The 16,959-nt window shown below is 65.9% G+C and carries 13 protein-coding genes; 5 read left to right on the top strand and 8 right to left on the bottom strand.

Annotation, left to right across the window (positions count from 1 at the left end; translation table 11 throughout):
• Positions 1-4: 4 nt before the first annotated feature.
• Positions 5-2,737 (bottom strand): DUF1156 domain-containing protein, encoded by a 2,733-nt coding sequence (locus QCN29_RS11325; protein WP_279927718.1) that lies wholly within the window; start codon positions 2,735-2,737, stop codon positions 5-7.
• Entirely contained in the window at positions 2,734-6,264 is a 3,531-nt protein-coding gene (locus QCN29_RS11320) for a helicase-related protein (RefSeq protein WP_279927716.1), read from the bottom strand. Before QCN29_RS11320 ends, QCN29_RS11325 begins: the two co-directional genes overlap by 4 nt.
• A gap of 193 nt (positions 6,265-6,457) precedes the next feature.
• Between QCN29_RS11320 and QCN29_RS11315 the strand changes: the two genes are divergently transcribed.
• Entirely contained in the window at positions 6,458-7,381 is a 924-nt protein-coding gene (locus QCN29_RS11315; protein ID WP_279927715.1) for a phosphorothioated DNA-binding restriction endonuclease, read from the top strand.
• A gap of 1 nt (position 7,382) precedes the next feature.
• On the opposite strand, the gene QCN29_RS11310 is transcribed toward QCN29_RS11315, so the two are convergent.
• From QCN29_RS11310 to QCN29_RS11285, 6 genes are all read right to left on the bottom strand, one after another.
• Positions 7,383-7,688: a hypothetical protein gene (locus QCN29_RS11310; RefSeq protein ID WP_279927714.1), complete on the bottom strand. Its 306-nt coding sequence runs from the start codon at positions 7,686-7,688 to the stop codon at positions 7,383-7,385.
• On the bottom strand, positions 7,685-7,870 hold the full coding sequence (locus QCN29_RS11305; RefSeq protein WP_279927713.1) for a hypothetical protein: 186 nt from the start codon (positions 7,868-7,870) through the stop codon (positions 7,685-7,687). Before QCN29_RS11305 ends, QCN29_RS11310 begins: the two co-directional genes overlap by 4 nt.
• Positions 7,870-8,916: a major capsid protein gene (locus QCN29_RS11300; RefSeq protein WP_279927711.1), complete on the bottom strand. Its 1,047-nt coding sequence runs from the start codon at positions 8,914-8,916 to the stop codon at positions 7,870-7,872. Before QCN29_RS11300 ends, QCN29_RS11305 begins: the two co-directional genes overlap by 1 nt.
• 32 nt (positions 8,917-8,948) lie before the next feature.
• A complete protein-coding gene (locus tag QCN29_RS11295; RefSeq protein ID WP_279927710.1) occupies positions 8,949-9,359 on the bottom strand; it encodes a head decoration protein in 411 nt (136 codons plus the stop codon).
• Positions 9,360-9,468: 109 nt separating this feature from the next.
• Positions 9,469-10,194: a hypothetical protein gene (locus QCN29_RS11290; RefSeq protein WP_279927709.1), complete on the bottom strand. Its 726-nt coding sequence runs from the start codon at positions 10,192-10,194 to the stop codon at positions 9,469-9,471.
• 117 nt (positions 10,195-10,311) lie between these two features.
• The gene (locus QCN29_RS11285; protein WP_279927708.1) at positions 10,312-11,781 is read right to left on the bottom strand and encodes a hypothetical protein; all 1,470 of its coding nucleotides are present in this window, start codon (positions 11,779-11,781) and stop codon (positions 10,312-10,314) included.
• Between the two features lie 320 nt (positions 11,782-12,101).
• Here QCN29_RS11285 and QCN29_RS11280 point away from each other — a divergent pair, with 320 nt between their 5' ends.
• From QCN29_RS11280 to QCN29_RS11265, 4 genes are all read left to right on the top strand, one after another.
• Positions 12,102-12,980, top strand: coding sequence for a nucleic acid/nucleotide deaminase domain-containing protein (locus QCN29_RS11280; RefSeq protein WP_279927707.1), 879 nt, complete (start codon positions 12,102-12,104; stop codon positions 12,978-12,980).
• Positions 12,981-13,078: 98 nt separating this feature from the next.
• Positions 13,079-14,665, top strand: a complete 1,587-nt coding sequence (locus tag QCN29_RS11275) for a WD40 repeat domain-containing protein (protein WP_279927706.1) — start codon at positions 13,079-13,081, stop codon at positions 14,663-14,665.
• A gap of 106 nt (positions 14,666-14,771) precedes the next feature.
• Complete coding sequence (locus QCN29_RS11270) at positions 14,772-16,376, top strand: nucleic acid/nucleotide deaminase domain-containing protein (protein ID WP_279927705.1); 1,605 nt, start codon at positions 14,772-14,774, stop codon at positions 16,374-16,376.
• The gene (locus tag QCN29_RS11265; protein ID WP_279927810.1) at positions 16,376-16,954 is read left to right on the top strand and encodes an SUKH-4 family immunity protein; all 579 of its coding nucleotides are present in this window, start codon (positions 16,376-16,378) and stop codon (positions 16,952-16,954) included. Before QCN29_RS11270 ends, QCN29_RS11265 begins: the two co-directional genes overlap by 1 nt.
• Positions 16,955-16,959 lie beyond the last annotated feature (5 nt).

Raw genomic sequence — 16,959 nt, 5'->3', positions numbered from 1 at the left:
TCGGTCAGAACAGCTGGTCTGCCTCTACCCTCACGCCCCGCTTCTCAGCGGCCCGGGCCGCCGTCTGCAGGTCCGGCCACGAGCTCACGAGGTTGTTGAACCACCGCTGACTCTCCGTCCAGCCCCGGTTCTCACAGATGTTGTGCAGGAGGTAGGCCAAGCCCTTCACCGTGTCCTCGTCGATCTCGGAACGTGTACGGACGCGTGCGAGGAGCTCACCGGCCGCATCGATGCCGGTGCCTGGGCCCTTGCCCTCGATGAGGCGGGACAGGTGCATGGCCACCTCCCAGACGGTGAGGCGGTCGTCGGTGGTGGGGTCGTACTTGGCGGGAAGATCGGCGGGTTTGATCAGCGCCGCCTTACCTCCCCCCGCCGTAACAACACCGGCGTGCACAAGGCCCGGCACCGAAGTGTTGTAGCGGTGGGCCATCTGCTCTGCCTTGCCGTAGTCGGCTGTTTCCCACTGGTGATCCTCAAACCACTTGATGCACCACCGGGTATCGGTGTCAAAGTCCTCCTCGTACTCAGAGAGGATTTCGTCAAGCGCTTTGGTGATGAGGGAGAGCGCTGTGCGCACCCGCATAGGGGAGCCATCCGGCTCAGTCACGCGGGTGTACCTGGAGAAGATCTCCATGCCTGGGCCGATAGCTGCCTGGCCGAGGTCGTTGGCGGGAATTGAACTCTGCTGAAGCGGCTTGATGCGTTCGGGGAGCTCACGGCGGAGTGCCTGCAGGAAGCCGCGACGATCCAGAGCTCCGGCGTTGGTGGGACGAGGGCGACAGATCATGGCAACGTACGAAGCGAGGGAGTTCGCCCCCTGTCCGATCTGGCGCGTGCTATTTGTGGCATGGAGAGGCCATGTACCCACCACGCTCACCCCGGCAGCCAGCATGGCTTCCAGAAGAGCGTCCCAGGCAGAGGAAGTCAGCTCCCCGTCCTTCGTCTCCTCCTGGCGGTGTGCATAAATGACAATAACGGGAAGATCTGCCCGTGAAGCTTGTTTCAGAGAGGAGAATGTCTCAGTAAATCCATCAATGAAGTACTTGCGGGCTTTCTCTGGGCCGCCATGGCGATACGGGTTGGCCACCAGCTCTGCAGCCTTCGGAGTTGCCATGGTGCCGAAAAGGTCTGGATGTACAGGCCGTGCTGCGCGCCTGAGCCATACGTAGAAGTAGTCGCTGAGGTCTGCGTAGGGAATCTGAGCAAAATACGGGGGATCGGTCGCAATTAGGGAACTAGCGGGCTCGACGAGTGAGCCAGCGGTGCGCGCATCGGCCTGGAAAACCTTCCCAACGGCGGCGTCTCGAGGCAGGGAAAAAAGGCCCTGCGTTAGGCTACCTACCTGAACGCTCCACGCGCCGACAGAGTCACCAAATGGATTCGTTTCAGCAAAATCCCAGAGCATAGGGAGAGCTTGACGGCCAAAGGCCGGCTCAGCCTTCGATGGGCCGCTGCGAAGTCGCCACCGAGCCTGAGACGAATTCGCCATAGCCATCTTGCCGACACATACGGCGAGAACTGATGCAATCACAACCGCCTGATCACCGTCACCCCCATCCCTCTTCACCCATTCCGAAACTTCGGCAACTTCGTCTGCAAATGCCCCCAGCATGTGCAGCTGACGTGAAGTGTAAATGTCCGCATGCCGCCGCAGTCCATATAGTGCCGTACTGAACTGCTTCGAATTATTCGCAAACTCAAGTTCAGGAACCTCTTCGGGTGGATCAATTACCGCCGCCCGACTTCCCTCCGATTCTGCAATGAAATCCCGGCCAGAAGCATTGTCCACTGCGACTGCCAGGATCTGTGCACCCATTTCTCCCGTCATGCCCGACTGTCGGATGTACGCCTCGTTGACCTCGGATCCACACGCAAGGCAGGAGAATTTTCCACGTACGCCGGATCGCTTGGGGCCGCTCGGAGGATTCGCAGTCGACCCCTTACCGATCTGGAAGCGTACCTTTCCATTTTCCACGACGGGAATCAACCATGCCTTACGTCCCTCCTGCTTGCTCAGCCAGGGTGAGCTGTACAGAGGCATTGCCACACCACAAGCAGGGTCGGTACATGGCACGGTCCGAGCCCAAAGCCAGGCAACTACTTTGCCGCCCTCAACGCTCTCGTAGAGGTGCCCGACCTTGGCCCTGACATTTTCCTCCACGCGCTTGGCGTAGTGTCGGATATCTGCCAGAAGTCCGGCCATTGGGTCAACAGCGGTCCCTTCGAGGGCTCCATCGTCGCCTGAGACAGGCGGCCTACCCAGCACAGCAGGTACGAGTTGGGTCTCCACGCGAGTCACCAGCGCCGGCACCGGGTTCAAATCACTCGCCACCGTCGGAAACCCAAGCCGCTGGGCCTCAACCAAGGTGGAGCCGCCACCGCAGAACGGGTCAAGGACAATAGGGAGTTCCTGCTCCTGCTCGGCCAGTACTGCCTTTGCCCGCTTCAGCGCCTCTGCCGACGGTGCCGTTCCGGTCTTCGGGACCAGGTCCTCGATGACCTCCAGCAGCTCCGCCCGCTTCTCCTCGTCGCCCGGGTCGTCCACCACGGCCGCAAACAGCAGCGCCCGCCATGCCGGCGTCGGCATCGGTGCGAACCACTTGTGGATGTTCTTGATCGTGCCGACCTTGCGGTCCTTGTCCGCTTTGCTGGCCCTGCTGATCGCTTCCGTCGGAAGCGCAACCTCGATGAGCTTCCGCTTCCGCGGCGTCGACTCGTTGTCCATCCCGATGCTCACAGAGGAGCTCCTCCCTTGGTCCAGGCGTCCGGCCACGACAGCAGGAGCCCCTCGGCTTTCAGATCCCCGAACTCGGTGTCGGCGAAGGCATTGATCAGGTATCGCACCTCGTCGTGTTCCGGCCCGTCTGGGTGCACGGTGACGAGAGCGAGGCGGTGCTGGTCGCCGCTGTTCTTGGCGACCAGCATCTCGTTGCGGCTGATGTAGAACTCCTCCGCACCTACGCGACGGCCCTTGACCTCGATGTGGACGAGACGGCCTTCTGGTGTCAGCGAGCGAATGTCGTAGCCCGGGTTGTTGTGTGCCATCTCCTCGGGGACACGCCCGAGGGCTCGCTCTGCACGGAGTACAGCAGCGACTGCACGGCGATCGGTCTCGTAGCCGTCAACAGCGTGCAGTGGCGTGTGGACAGCGCCGTCGTCCTCAGCGTGCACGGCCTTCGCCAGCCAGCCGATCGGGACGATGAGCGCGTGTCCTGCCACCACGGGTGGTTTGGGCTGCAGGGAGCCGTCCTTCGCCAGGTCAGCGAGCCGCTGTGCACGGCGTAGCTCGAGTTCCTCCGCCCACGAGCGCGCTCTCTCCGGCCGGTATCGGACTCGCTTGCCTTCGGCAAGGTTCTGCTCGAGCTTGCCGGCCTGCGCATACCAGTAGCTGATCTCCTGCTTGAGGCGCTGCTCGACCTGAGTGCGGGTGCGGTCGACGACTGGAAGGAGTCGTTCACGGGTCGAGGCGAGGTGCTCGGGTACAGCCTCCCGGATCGCCCAGTCCAAGGCACGAGCGCTACCACCGTCGCGCAGCCATTCCGCGTCCAAGAGGAGCTTTATAGCCTTGACTTCCAGCGCCGTCGGCGGCCGGTAGTCAAGGTACGGCGCCGGGCCAGCGTTTCGGGCCGTTCCGTCAGGCAGCAGTTCAGTGAACGCGAAGGCCCGGTCTACGGCACGTCGGTGGCCGTCCACGATGTCCTGCTCCAGGGCGACGAGCAGCTGCGGCTGGTCACCCGAGTCGGCAGCGTCTACCAGAACTGACCCTTTGCCGAGCAGGTGGCCGTGGAGGCGGACCGTCTCGTTCAGTACAGCGTCGAACAAGGGGTGTGCCGGCGCGATGAGATCAGCGCGGGGCTTGCCTGGGGCAGTGATGCGTTCTCGATCGAAGCACACCCGCTCGTACTTGCGCTGCACCATGCCGCCGAGCCCGTCACCGAGGCGTCCTGCCTCGCGCAGGACGACCGGCACATGAGTGATCTCGAAGCGGCCGGCTTCCCGGGACTTGAGCTGACCGCCGAGACGGGCGAAGGCGTCGCGGAAGAACGCCTGCACATAGTGCGGGTGCAGTCGTCGCGCCTGTGCTTCTTCCATGCGCAGCCGTACCTTGTGAACGTCCTCGATTCCCATGACCTGGGCGTCAAGGGCGAGTCCCTTGATCAGTTCGACGGCGCGTTCCCCGACTCGGGCATCGATGACCTGGTCAAGCTGGGCCTTCACCTCGGGCTGGTCTCCGTAGCGGATGGCCGTGACCAGCAACTCGCGCAGGGGCTCGCCTTCGAAGATCTCTCCGAGAACGTTGTAGACCTTGCCCTGATATGCCTTGCTCTGCTGCTCGATCTTGTCCAGCAGCCTCTGAAACACCTGACCTTCGCGGGTGTTGTCGGCCACCAGGTTCCACAGGTGGCAGACCTCGGTCTGGCCGATGCGGTGGACGCGACCGAAGCGCTGCTCAATCCTGTTTGGGTTCCACGGCAGGTCGTAGTTGACCATGAGGTGCGCCCGCTGGAGGTTCAGACCTTCACCCGCTGCGTCTGTGGCGATGAGCACCAGGACGTCCGGGTCCTGGTTGAAGGCGTCCCGGACGTCGCGGCGCCGCTGACGCGGAGTGCCGCCATGGATGGATACGACGGCCTCAGGACGTCCGATAAGTGATCGGACGCGGCGAGAGAGGTACTCCAGGGTGTCACGGTGCTCGGTGAAGACGATCAGCTTACGCGGCTGCCCCAGGGCATCGCGCATGTGCTCGTTGTCCTGCAGCAGCTCGGAGAGTTCCAGCCACTTACGGTCCTCGCCCAGCGCAAGGACGCGGCTAGCCAGGTGCTCCAGCTCGCGAAGGCTGTCGATTTCCTGCGCCAGCTCTGCAATGGTCAGGGCCGCGGAGGCAGAGTCGACGACCTGCTCTTCGAGGTTCTCAAGTTCCTCACCGGAGAGCTCGTCCAGCTCACTGTCCAGCGACTCCATCCCGGCCACGGCAGCCGATGAAGTGGATTGAGGGACCACGGCCGCGAGGTCGGCATGGCGCTTCGCGGCATGCGTCTCCTCCCGGCGAGCCTCCAGCCGCTTCCGGCGACGCTCCAGCGAGCGGGCGATTGCCTCGGGGCTCGATGCGAGGCGGCGTTGCAGAACCGTGAGGGCGAAGCCGACCTGATTGCCTCGTCGGCCATCGAGCCGTTCGGCACGGTTCATCTCGTCGCGTACGTACTCCGTGACTCGCTCGTACAGCTCCTGCTCGGCCCGCGAGAGCTGGTACGGCACGGTGTAGGCACGTCGCTCGGGAAAGAGCTTCTTGCCATCGAAGGTGAGAAGGTCCTCCTTGACCATACGGCGCATCAGACCTGATGCGTCATGCTGGTGCACACCATCACGATATTTCCCCGCAAAGCGGTCACCGTCGAGCAGCGCCATGAACAACTGGAAGTCTTCTTCCTTGCCGGCGTGCGGGGTCGCGGTCATGAGGAGGAAGTGCCGCGCAACCCGGCCCAGGAGGCGGCCGAGCTCGTATCGCTTGGTTGTCTTCAGCTCCGTGCCGAAGTAGCTGGCGCTCATGCGGTGCGCCTCGTCGACGACGACCAGGTCCCATGCCGACTCGGCCAGTCGCTCCTGAAGCTCCTCAGAGCGCGCCAGAGCATCCATGCGCGCGATGAGACGGGGGTGCTTGTCGAAGACGTTGCCGTCGATCGTGGCGTCGACCAACTGCTTGGTGAGCAAGGTGAAGTCCAGCCCGAACTTCTCCAGGAGCTCATCCTGCCACTGCTCGACGAGACCCCCTGGGGCAACGATCAAGCATCGTTCCAGGTCGCCACGGAGGGCCAGCTCCTTGACGTAGAGGCCGGCCATGATCGTCTTACCTGCGCCGGGGTCGTCGGCCAACAGGAACCTGAGCGGTGTGCGGGGAAGCAGCTCGTTGTAGACCGCCTGGATCTGGTGAGGAAGGGGGTCGAGGACGCTCGTGGAGACTGCGAGCATGGCGTCGCCGCGAGCGGCCATGCGGATACGCAGAGCCTCCGCGGCGAGGCGGAACAGTTCAGGATTGGCGTCGAATCCTTGGCGAGGGGAGGAGGACTCACCTGAAGCGAGTCGACACTCGTCCTCCCGATAAAGGATCGCCTCATCGACCGTGCCATCAGGGCGGCGATAGGTGACCTGCGCGGCAGCACCGAACATCTGGCGCGCGACGATCACAACATCGATGCCGGGAGCTATGCCCGATATCACCCGCCCCGGGGTGAGGTCCTCAAGGCGAAGGAGATCTCCCCCAGACATCCATCGCCTCCTTGCTGACGGCACCATGATCATTCACGTAAATAACAGGTTCCAATGATGCCTCAGCGTGGGCCTTGCCATCCCCAAGATCCGGTCATCCGCATCAGCGCAGGCTCTTGATCACGGAGGACGGATCGCACTCGCCGCCAGGGGGCGGGGCTTGACCGCCCGTGAATGGCAGGGTAGGTCCGTGATGACGCGCGACGAACTCATGAGCCTCCTGTCCGCCCTGCGGCGGGCGCAGATAGGCAATCGCCGAGCCCCGCACAAGCCGCTGCTCGTGCTCTGGCTGCTCGGACGATTCGCCGCCGCCGGGAGCACCACGGTGGGATACGACGAGGCGGAAGAGCCCGTCAGTCGGCTCATCAACGACTTCGGGCCGGCCGTGATCAGCCGAACCCGGGCACGGGAGCGGGCGGCGATGCCGTTCGTACACCTCGAGCGCACGCTGTGGGACGTGCGGGACCGGGACGGCAACGCCATTGCCCCGGACGCTCCGGAGCGGGGCAGCTGGTTGCGGGCGCGCGGCGCGCACGGGCGACTGCGCCCCGAGGCCGAGACGTTGCTGGCCGAGCCTGCCACCCTCGCGGCGGCCGCACGGCTCCTACTGGAGCAGCACTTCACGCCCGCGTTGGAGGCGCCCATCTGCGACGCCGTCGGCCTGGACCTGACCGGACTCGATGAGGCCGTGCACATGCCGGCGGAGAGAAAGCGGCGTAAGCGGCGGGCCGGATTCGCCGAGGAGGTTCTGCACGCCTACGCGTACGCCTGCGCCTTCTGCGGATTCGACGGCGCGCTCAGCCGAAATCCGGTGGGGCTCGAAGCCGCGCATGTGCGCTGGCACAGCCAGGACGGCCCGGACGAGATCAACAACGGGCTGGCCCTGTGCGCTCTCCACCACACCCTCTTCGACCTCGGCGTCCTCGGGCTTATTCCCGACCTGCGGATCCAGGTCTCTGAGCTGTACGTGGCCCGCAGCCGGGTGGGGCAGGCCGTCGACACCCTCCACGGGCAGCAGGTCGCAACGCCCCGTCCCGGACGCCCCACCATCGATCCGAAGTTCGTCCTCTGGCACGGCCAGCAGGTCTTCAAGCGTCCCGGAACCCAGGCCGCGTAGGTCAACGGCTTCTTCGGCGTAGCAGCGGCGCCGGGAAAACGTACGCGTTCTCGTTTGGCGTGGTGTCCTCCAGGGCCGCGATCTGGCGCTCGAGGGCCCTGACGTTCTCCGCGTTGTTGACCGTGGCGACCCCCTGGACCGTGACGGCCAGGGGGTCGGAGACAAGGGCGGCCTTACGCTCTCGGAGGACCTCTGCGGCGACGGCCTGCACCGAGCCGAGGCGCTGGTAGCGGGCGTCAAGGTCCGTACGGTCAGCCTCGCCGAGTTCAGAGCGGAGGTAGGCGTACTCCGCGTCGGTGAGCGTCACGAAGTTTCGGTCTTGGTGCGGCGCAGCGGGCGAGGTGGCTCCGGCACCCAGGCGTCCGGATGCGTGATCTGTTCGGCGATCGCCGGGTCGCTGACCTCGGCACCGGGCTGGAGCAGCAGTGTCTGGTGGGTCTTGGGGTCGGTGACGAAGACCGCCGCGGCGAGGGTGCGGGCAGCAGCCATCACAGGACCTTCGCGGTGATGTGGATGTCGGGAACGTAGAGGACCGGCATGGCGACGGCGGAGCCCTTCGTCCAGACCTGGACCGGGTCGTCCTGGTGGCCGGCGGTGATGACGATGCCGGGGGCGTCCTCGCGGGTGATGGCCGGGTTGGTGCCGGAGGTGAGCACCAGGGACTCGGCGGTGATGCCGTACTGGGTCTCCGCCCAGGACTCCGGGTTCGGCGGCAGCAGGATCCAGCGGTCCTCCGGGATCACCCGCTGGTAGGTGTCGTCGACGGAGATCTGGACGTCGTAGACGGTGATCGGCGGGAGGTTGTAGCGGGCGCGGACGACCTCGACCTCGTTGGGAGCGAGGACCGCGGTCGGGGTGGTGGAGCCGTTGACGCTGCCGTAGTACGCCGCCCGGTAGGCGTCGTTCGCAGCCAGGGTCGCGCGGGCCTTGTACGAGGTGATGACGCGGGCCGGGAGCGGGGCGCCGATGGAACGGAGGTACTCGATCCAGCGCAGCTCGTCGGCGATCGGGTCGCTCGTCGGGTCCGACCAGGGCTTTGCGGCAGTGGGCATGTTCGCCGTCGGGACGCCGAAGTCGGCCTCCAGTGTGAGGCCGTTCTCGCCGTTGAGGCTGAACTTGCCGTCGATGATGAGGTCGCCGGCGGCGAGCTCCATGCGGTTGTGGATGGACTCGACGTGCCGCTCGATGTCGTCGTAGAGCAGCTCGACAAACTCCGAAGCGTCGGCGCCGCGGGACGTGTCCAGGAGGATCTGCTCCAGCTCGCCGACGATCAACTTCTGACCGAGGGGCGGCAGCATGCCCTCAGTGATGATCTTCTCGGCCTGACGGCGGGCGACGGCGGCCTCGGCGTCATACGCGCGGAACTTCGCCGCGTTCACGCGCCGCTTGCTGCTCTTGATACGGAACTTGACGGAGTTCAGGCGCCGTTCGGGCATGACGGTGCGAGTCAGCTCGAAGTCGGCCGGGGTGGCCATGGTGCGGGCGAAGGCGTTGAGGTCGGCCGCGTCGATATCGCGCAGCAGGGTGTCGAGCATGGTGGCGGGGCTCCTCAGCAGGTCGCGGGGCGTCAGACGAAGTGGATCTGCGCCGTCGAAGCAGTGATGGCGGCCGGATCGAGTCCGCCGGGCACGTGAGCGGCGGCGATCACGCCGTGCCAGAGCAGGGCCGCGCCGGCATGTCCACCGCCCGTGGCGAAGGCGACGTCCGCGAGGAGGACGCCGGTGAAGGCGGCGCGGCCGTCGGTGGCCGCTGCGTCCCACGGTCCGTATAGGCCGGTCGCGGTCAGGCGGCCCAGCGGGATGCCGGCCCTCATGACGTTGCGGGGCTGTCCGGGGGCGGGTGGGGTGTAGTGGGTGTCCTGGGTGAAAAGCGTGGTGTCGAGGGTGATGGTGAGTGGGGTGTCCAGTCCGTGCCGGGATGCCAGCCAGGGGCGGTCAGCGGTGGCGGACTCGGAGTAGGTGGTCAGCTGAAGATCCACGCCAGGTTCCTCCGGGCAGGCGATGCGGCGGCGAGTCCGTACGGACACCGGGCGGTGCCGTCGTCCGCGGGGATGGGGGTGGGGCGCGGTCCCCGAAGGCGTGCCGGGGTCAGGAGCTCTTGAGATGGCCGCGGCGGCGGGCGATGTCCAGGCCGAGCTGGCCCGGCCGGGGCGGCGCTCCGCCCGAGCGGCCGGGGATGTTGGAGGGGCTGCCTGAGGGCGGGGCCGCGGGTGGCTGCGGGGCCCGCTGGCCGAAGAGTTCCGGGCGGCGCTCCTTCAGCTCGTCGGCGGCCCGGGTCAGCGCGGTGTCGTCCGCATCCTGGTCGACGAGGCGGCCGAGCAGGACGACGGCGTCCTCCAGTTCGGTGCCGGTGGCGCCCAGGCCGACGAGCACGGCGCGGCGTGCGGCGTCTCGTTCCCGGGCGACGGCCGCGGCCTCGCGTTCCTGCGCCTGCCGCTCGCGTTCCGCGGCGGTCTGCTCCCGGCGCTCCGCCTCCGAGAGGCGGGCCTGCTCGGCGTCCTTCTGCTGCTGGTCAGCCTCACGCTGGGCCTGCACGTACTCCGTCAGGGCCTTCGCCGACTCGAAACCGAGCTGGCTGAGCAGGTCACGTACGCCGGCGCGGCGGCCCTGGTCCTTCTCGCGGGCGAAGCGGCGGGACAGCTCCTCCTGCGGGATGGTCACCACTGCGGTGTCAGTGCCGTCCGGTGCCGTCTCCCCGGTTGGCGAATTCCCAGGGTCGTCGGAGGAAGCACCGAGGATCGGGAAGATGGGGCGGCCGTCGCGGCGGTATCCGAGCGGTGCGAGCGGCAGCGGCAGGCGTGTTCGTACGGTCATGGGCAGACTCCTCGCCCAGACGCCCCCGCGTCGGGCGGAGTCTAACCTTCACCGCACCGTCGGCGTGAGTGCCTCGTGCTGCGGTGCCCCCGAGGATTGTGGCGAGGCCATGGCCGACTACATCTCGTTGACGGTCCCGCCAGTCCCGAGCTCCGTCTCGCGCTGCTCCCAGATGCGGGCGACCTCCTCTGCCGCGTCCTCGATGGGGAAGCCGGCGTCCACGAGCATGCGCACTCCGGTCTCCAGGGAGAGGACACCGGCAGTGACACCTTTGACCACCAGCTCAAGGACGCTGGCCTGATCGGTCGGCAGATAGGAGCCGAAGGCGATGGACGCCGGGGGCTGTTGCCCCGGCGGCAGCACACCGGCAGCCTGGTAGAGGCGCAGCACCATCTTCAGCAGCAGCGGATACTTGGCCGCCCGCGCGAGCCGCATGGAGCGGACCATGGCGTCCAGCGGACCGAAGCTCAGCTGCATTGCGTAGCCGGAGGCCGCCTGCGAGGCGTCCATAGTGCCGAGCACGCTGGCCGGAAGCCGGGTGACCACTGACAGCCGGTCGCGTAGTCCCTCCACATAGGCGCGGAGTTCGGACAACTGGGCGGAGGTGTCCACCGTGGTGAGCTGGCCGGTCTCCCCGAGTGGCCAGACCATCCCCGGCTCCACCTGTACCGGCAGTGGCCGGCCCGAAGCACGGTCGACCGTCAGCCGGGCGCCGGAGAGGCCGATGATCGGTGACCCGGTTGTCGCCGAAGCACGCTGACTGTCCGTGTCGGCAGCGCCGAGATCGTCAAAGAGCTGGGTGGCCTTCAGCAGGGTCGACTGGCCGAAGTGCTCCGCGCCGTTGATCGTGTTCGGTACATGGACGATCGGGATGAAGTCGATGTGCAGGTCGAGCCGGTCGAGCAGCTCCCCGTCCGCGTTCGTACGGAACCGGGCTCGGCCCGGCGAGAGCGCGTCGATGGCGCCCGCGCGGCCGACGTGTTCCAGATCCCACTCGGCGTCCGTCAGGTAGCAAGTGATGTCGGCCGGCTGCGTGGACCAGGGATACGCGCGGCTTTCGGCGGCGTCGGCATCGACCGGGCCGAGCTCGTACGTGACACGACGCAGCGTGCCCTTGCGGCCCGACGCCGGATCAGCCGGTGTCTCCCACGCCAGATGGACTCGCGTCGGGTACTCGTCCGCGTCGACGGCATCGTCGGGCAACACGGGGAAGTAGAAGCCCGGGTCGATGCTCTTCAGGACCGGGCGCCCCTTCGTCCGCGACCACGCCAGGAGGTACACAGTGTCGCCGAGCAGCACAGCGTTGCGTTCGGCGTGCTGCATCCGCATCCACAGATGCTCGCGCTCCGCCCACTCCCTGAGTAGGGCCTCCGCCGCACGCGCCGTTTCATTGTCGTCCGCCTCGCTCACAACGATCTGCTGTGTCTCGCCGATGAGGTGCGTAAGCGTCTGGTCGACGATCAACGCCGGATCCCCATACTCGCGCCGGTCCACTCCGTCCTCGCCAAGCAGAGCGGCCGCCTGGTTCGTGTCGTACGCGGCGAGCAGCGTGTATGCCGCCAGCCGTCGGCGGTCCGCCTCCGGCACCCAGGACGCGCCAGCGTGTCCTGGGAGTCCTGAGAGGTGGCCCTCCGAGGCCCTCTGGAACGCCGGCTTGTACCCAAGCGCCCCCCACGTATCGATGATCAGGCTCCGCCAGCGTCGCATCGGCTCCTCCATGCGGGTCGAGAAAGCGACGGAGCCTAATACCCGGAGGCGACGCTGTTTCGTGATCGTCCGAGATCCCGTACGTCCGCCTCATGCTCATACTCTGCCGATCTCGCCGAACCCCAGCCGCAAAGGTCTGACCCGAGGAAGGCGGGCTAAGGTCGTGGAAGACCAACCATCCGCTGTGTGAGGTAGCACCCATGTCATCGCCGTCGCCGGACTCGGCCACCGCCCACTTCGGCAAGCAGGGAATGCGACGATTCGGGCTTTCCGGCACCCATGGGACGCAGCTGCCCGAGGCGGCGCGTCACGACGTGGAACGGGTGGGCGTGCCGCTGCTGGTCGCTCCGTACTTCTCAGCCGCCGACCAGAATGACGCTACTCAGCTCGGCGTGTACACGGCGCACCATGGGTTGCCGCGTCCGCCTGCCGAGTTGTCGAATTGGCTGCGGATCGGCGGTGACGGGCTGGCCCACATATGCGTACGGCCTGACGGCGCTGTACAGGCAGTGATGCTGGAGGCAGACGAGCCGGATATGTTCGTCAGTTCTGACGTGTCGGCGTTCAACGCGGCGATGGCGGCGCTGGACAGGGCGGTACCCGCGATCGCCCTGTCGCGGAGTCTGGCAGAGGCAGCCGCGGCCTTTCGGGAGCTGTACGCCGAGGTGCGACGGGTGGACGCGGCAGCGTTCGCCGAGCGGGAGAGCTGGTGGCCGCGGGTGCTAGACGACGTGCGTCACACCCTCAACTTCCCCTTTTCTGCGGCATTCGAGTACGTCGACGGCTCGGGGCAGAAGCAGATCGTCACCGAGGCGACCGGTCCGGGCAGACTGCACCCCGAGGAGCTGATCTGGCAGCGCATCGCCGCTGAGGGCGTGGCGGCCGAGCAGGTGCGCCGGGTCCACTGTGAACTGGAGCCTTGCATGATGCCCGGGCACTACTGCGCTGTCTGGATGCGCAACACCTTTCTCCGTGCCGAGTTCACGCACAGCTTCGACTACGGCGCCACCGCGGAGTCCCGCGAGTCGGGCCTCAAAGAGCTGATCACGCACACAGCTGAACAGGATCACCGCCGGTGACTCGAAAGAGGTGGGGGCGACCGGCGGCAGGCAAGGAACCGGCGGCTGCTGCACTCCTCGGATGGCTGGCGGATCCCGCCGCACCTCGGCTGTGTCTTGTGACCGGCGCAGCGGGGCGCGGCAAGTCGCTTCTTCTGGCCTGGTTGGTGGGGCACGGCACTCAACAGGGTGCAGTGGCAGAGCGGGCAGTGCATGCTTTCGTCCCGCTGGGCGGGCAGAGTGTCCACACCACGGTATGGACACTCGCGGATCAGCTGGGGGTGAGCGCGCGAACGCGGGGCGAGCTGGTGGAGGCTCTGCAGGTGGATCAGCGCCGTACGGTGATCGTGCTGGCGGATCTGCATGCGAGCGCCGATCCCGAAGAGCACGCTGCTCTGGTCTTGGCGTTGCTGCGTCTGGAGCATGTCCGGCTGGTCACCGAGGCCCGTACCGGGGCCCTCGCGGATCGTTTGCCGAGTGAAGGGCATGCAGCCGTGTTGAATGTCGATGAGGCCCGATGGACGGACGCGGCCCGCTACGAAGCCTGGCTCGCGCAGCGCCGCGCCGCTGGCCGGAACGCCTCCGAGCAGGTGGTGACGCCTCGCCCGGGGAAGGGGCCGGACCTTGATGACCCTGTGGCGGTCTGCGCCGCCGATCCATGGGAGGTCACCACCGCCTACGCGGTCGATACGGACGAGCACGGCGGCCTGCGCACAGCATGGCTGCGTGCGGGGCAGTCACTGTGCCGGGACCAGGAACCGGCTGAACGAGCCCTGGTCCTGCTGACCGCGCTGGGTGACGGTGCTGATCCGCGCTTCGCCCCGGCTCTGACGGACATGGCGAGTTCTACGCCATGGATGGTGGGATGGAGCCGCGTTCGGGAGGACGTCCTACCGCCGTGGCCGGGCCCGGTCCTGTCTTCAGCCAAGGCCGTCGGGCAGCTGAACGGGCAGCTGATACTGGCAGACCATGCTGGCGTTCTGCGCGCCGTGGACGCTGGCAGTGGCGCGCCCACAGGACGTCTTGCTGATCCAGTCCCTCAAGTCGTATCCCTCGCACCGCTGGCAGACGGCACGCTCTTGGCCCTGGACAGTCGCGGACGTCTGTGCACACAGCAGATGCCCGCAGTACGCGAAGGGCGTGGCTCGGGGCTCCAAGCCCTGCTCGAAGAGCTCACGCCCACGAAGCGACTTGTCCAGTCGCTCGCCGCCCTGCTGTCGAGTACGCGGGGAACATCTCTGGCGTCCACAGGGGAGACGACCGCCGTCGGTGATGCGGACGGGTCCCTGCACCTGCTCACACCAGGTTCGGATTCCGCCACGCGCACAGCGCGACTTCACCAGGGGCCGGTCAACGCGCTGGCGATAGCCGCCCCATCCCGTGGCAGTGACGGTGCATCAGAGGCAATCGTGTACAGCGGTGGCGCCGACGGCACCGTCCGCGCGTGGGCCCCAGCGGTCGCACCACTGGCGGTTCCGGTCGCTACGCGATCCTGCCCCGTCGTCTCGGTGGATGCTGCCTATACGGAGACGGGCCTGGTACTCGTCATGGGATGGGGGGACGGCTTGGTGGAACACCGCCGCCTGGATGTGGAGGAGGTCCGGTTGTTCCGGCCTGGTCCACCCGTCAACGCTGTCACCGTGACGTCCCGGGACGAGGTGCTCATCGGTACTCACGAGTCGCTGATCTGCCTGCTGCCCAGGTGACTTGGGCCCGAAGCTGATGCAGCTCCTGGGCTTCCACCTCTGGTTGACTGTCACTCATTCGAAGGTAAGAGTGAGGGCGAGTTGACCACAGGGGGATGGTGCCATCGTGGGGAAGCAGCTACCCGACGAGCTTGTGGAGGTCATGGACCTCATCGGCATCCAGTGGCCACAGATCGACGAGGACGACGTCCGGGACAGCGCCAAGGACTACCGGAAACTGGCCGAGGGTCTGCGTGACGCGATCGCCGACGGAAACCGCGCGTGCTCCCACATCGTTGCCGGCAAGAGCAAAGGCAAGACCGTCGACGCCATCGACCGTCGCTGGGGCAAGCTCACCACCAAGGACATCACCCAGTTCGCCAAGGGACTAGACGACCTAGGCGACGCGCTCGACGACTGCGCTGTGCTCATCGAAGGCTGCAAGGCCGTCTGCGTCGCCGAACTCACCGCCACCGCCGCGACCGCCACGGCGGGCATCGTCGGCATGTTCTTCACGGCCGGGCTCAGTGCCCTGTTGTCCGCCGCTGCCGTAACCGCCTGCCGCATCGCCGTCCAGGAAGCCATCGACTACGCCATCGACCAGATCGGCGACATCGTCACAGAGAAGATCGAGAACAGGATCCTCGCCAAGATCGAGGACGTCTTCACAGACCGCCTCACCTCGGCGGACGACGAAGATCTGAACGGCTACGCCAGGGGCGGCGCCGACCTGGCGTCAGACCTCCTGATCGAATTCGACGAGTTCGACCGGGCGCACGGCGGATACCAGGAGACCCGCGACAACTTCGACAAGAAGAAAGGTTCCTTCAAGGGAGATGGGGGCAAACGCCGCGGCTCCATGAAGAAGGACGGTCGCTTCCACAAGCTCGCCGTCGTGATGGACAAGGCCGAAGACGCGGTCGAGAAGAAGACTGACGCCTTCTCCGACACGCTCGAAGACCACGGCGGGAAGCTCAAGAAGAGCCGAAAGGACCACAAGGAGAACGACGAGGCACGCAAGCGGGATTTCGACCGCTGCAAGGTCGACGACGAGGGCGACGTGCCCATGTACCTCCTCAACACTGACGGAAGCGTCGTACAGCTACACACGGACGGCAGCACTCCGACCCGAGTGAGCGGAAACGAGTCCGGCCTCAGAGAAATACTCGAGAGCAACGGCACTGCATGGCGCCCGCGCAGCCCCGAGGCCAATCCTTACCCGATCTCGGATGGTGGCCCGTCCGCAGACCGCGTCAAGTCGAGGAGGCTGGGGAAGGGCGAAACCAGTGACCTCGCCTACGCCACCCAGCTCGCCCGTTACTCAAAAGGGGACTACAAGGGCGGCAACTACGCCGCCGCCAGATACATTGGCGACGATGGCGAGGAAGTCATCCTCGTCGGCCACAGTAAGGGCGTTCACTCGGAACGCACCATCGGATATCCCGTGCTCAGGCACGGCAGAGAGGACAATATCCAGGCCCTCTATACCGAGCGCGAGCCGTGCCAGAACCCACCCTCATGGTGCGACCAATGGGTTGCGAAATACTTCGACAAGGACCTGGAAGTCACCCACTCCGTCTCCTACGACCAGAACGCCAAGGACGAGAACGGCAACCCGATATCGAAGTATAAGATAGACGCTGAACATCGGGAGTACCGCCGAAATCTGGAAGAATGGCATAAGAAGCATGGACTCAACAGAGGCATGATGACAGAGGGAGACGCTCGGTGATGTTGTTCAGGCTGAGTCACGACGACTTGGTTCAGGCCGTGGGAGATGCTCACGTGTACCGAATCACAGCCGAAGCGGCGCAAAGGTACGGGTTTCGTGACGAAGTTGTCGACTTCCTCGTCAACGTGGGAGTGCCTGCGGTTCCGGATCTGGAACTGCTTTTCAAGATCGGTCCGGACTTCGATGCCGAGCACCTTTGTTCCTATGAGCAACTGCTGCAACTCGGCTGGCAGGTAAGCCCTGACGTCAGCCGGTGGGTGAAGCTCGGCTATTTCCCCATCAGCATGGTGGCGATTGATCCCGTTGACGGCGTCGTGTACCAGTTCGCCGAAGGGTCGATGAGGCCATCGATGCTTCACGCAGACCTGTCATCGTTCGTCAAGACCATCATTTCCGCCGCAGTTGCCGAGGGAAAATGCTCCGAGCTCAGTGATGAAGAAGACGCTGAAGTGCTTCTGAACGAGTACGTGAGCGCGGTCAGGGTGAGCATTCAGAACATCGATCCGCTCCCGTTCGAGAACCCCCACAACGAGTGGAATGAGATCTTCGGAAATCTGGAGGCCGGGATCTACGCATGAGGTCG

The sequence above is a fragment of the Streptomyces chengmaiensis genome, assembly GCF_029846775.1.
GTDB lineage: Bacteria > Actinomycetota > Actinomycetes > Streptomycetales > Streptomycetaceae > Streptomyces > Streptomyces chengmaiensis.
Note: the sequence above shows the minus strand (reverse complement) of the source record. Positions and strands in the feature narration are given on the sequence as shown.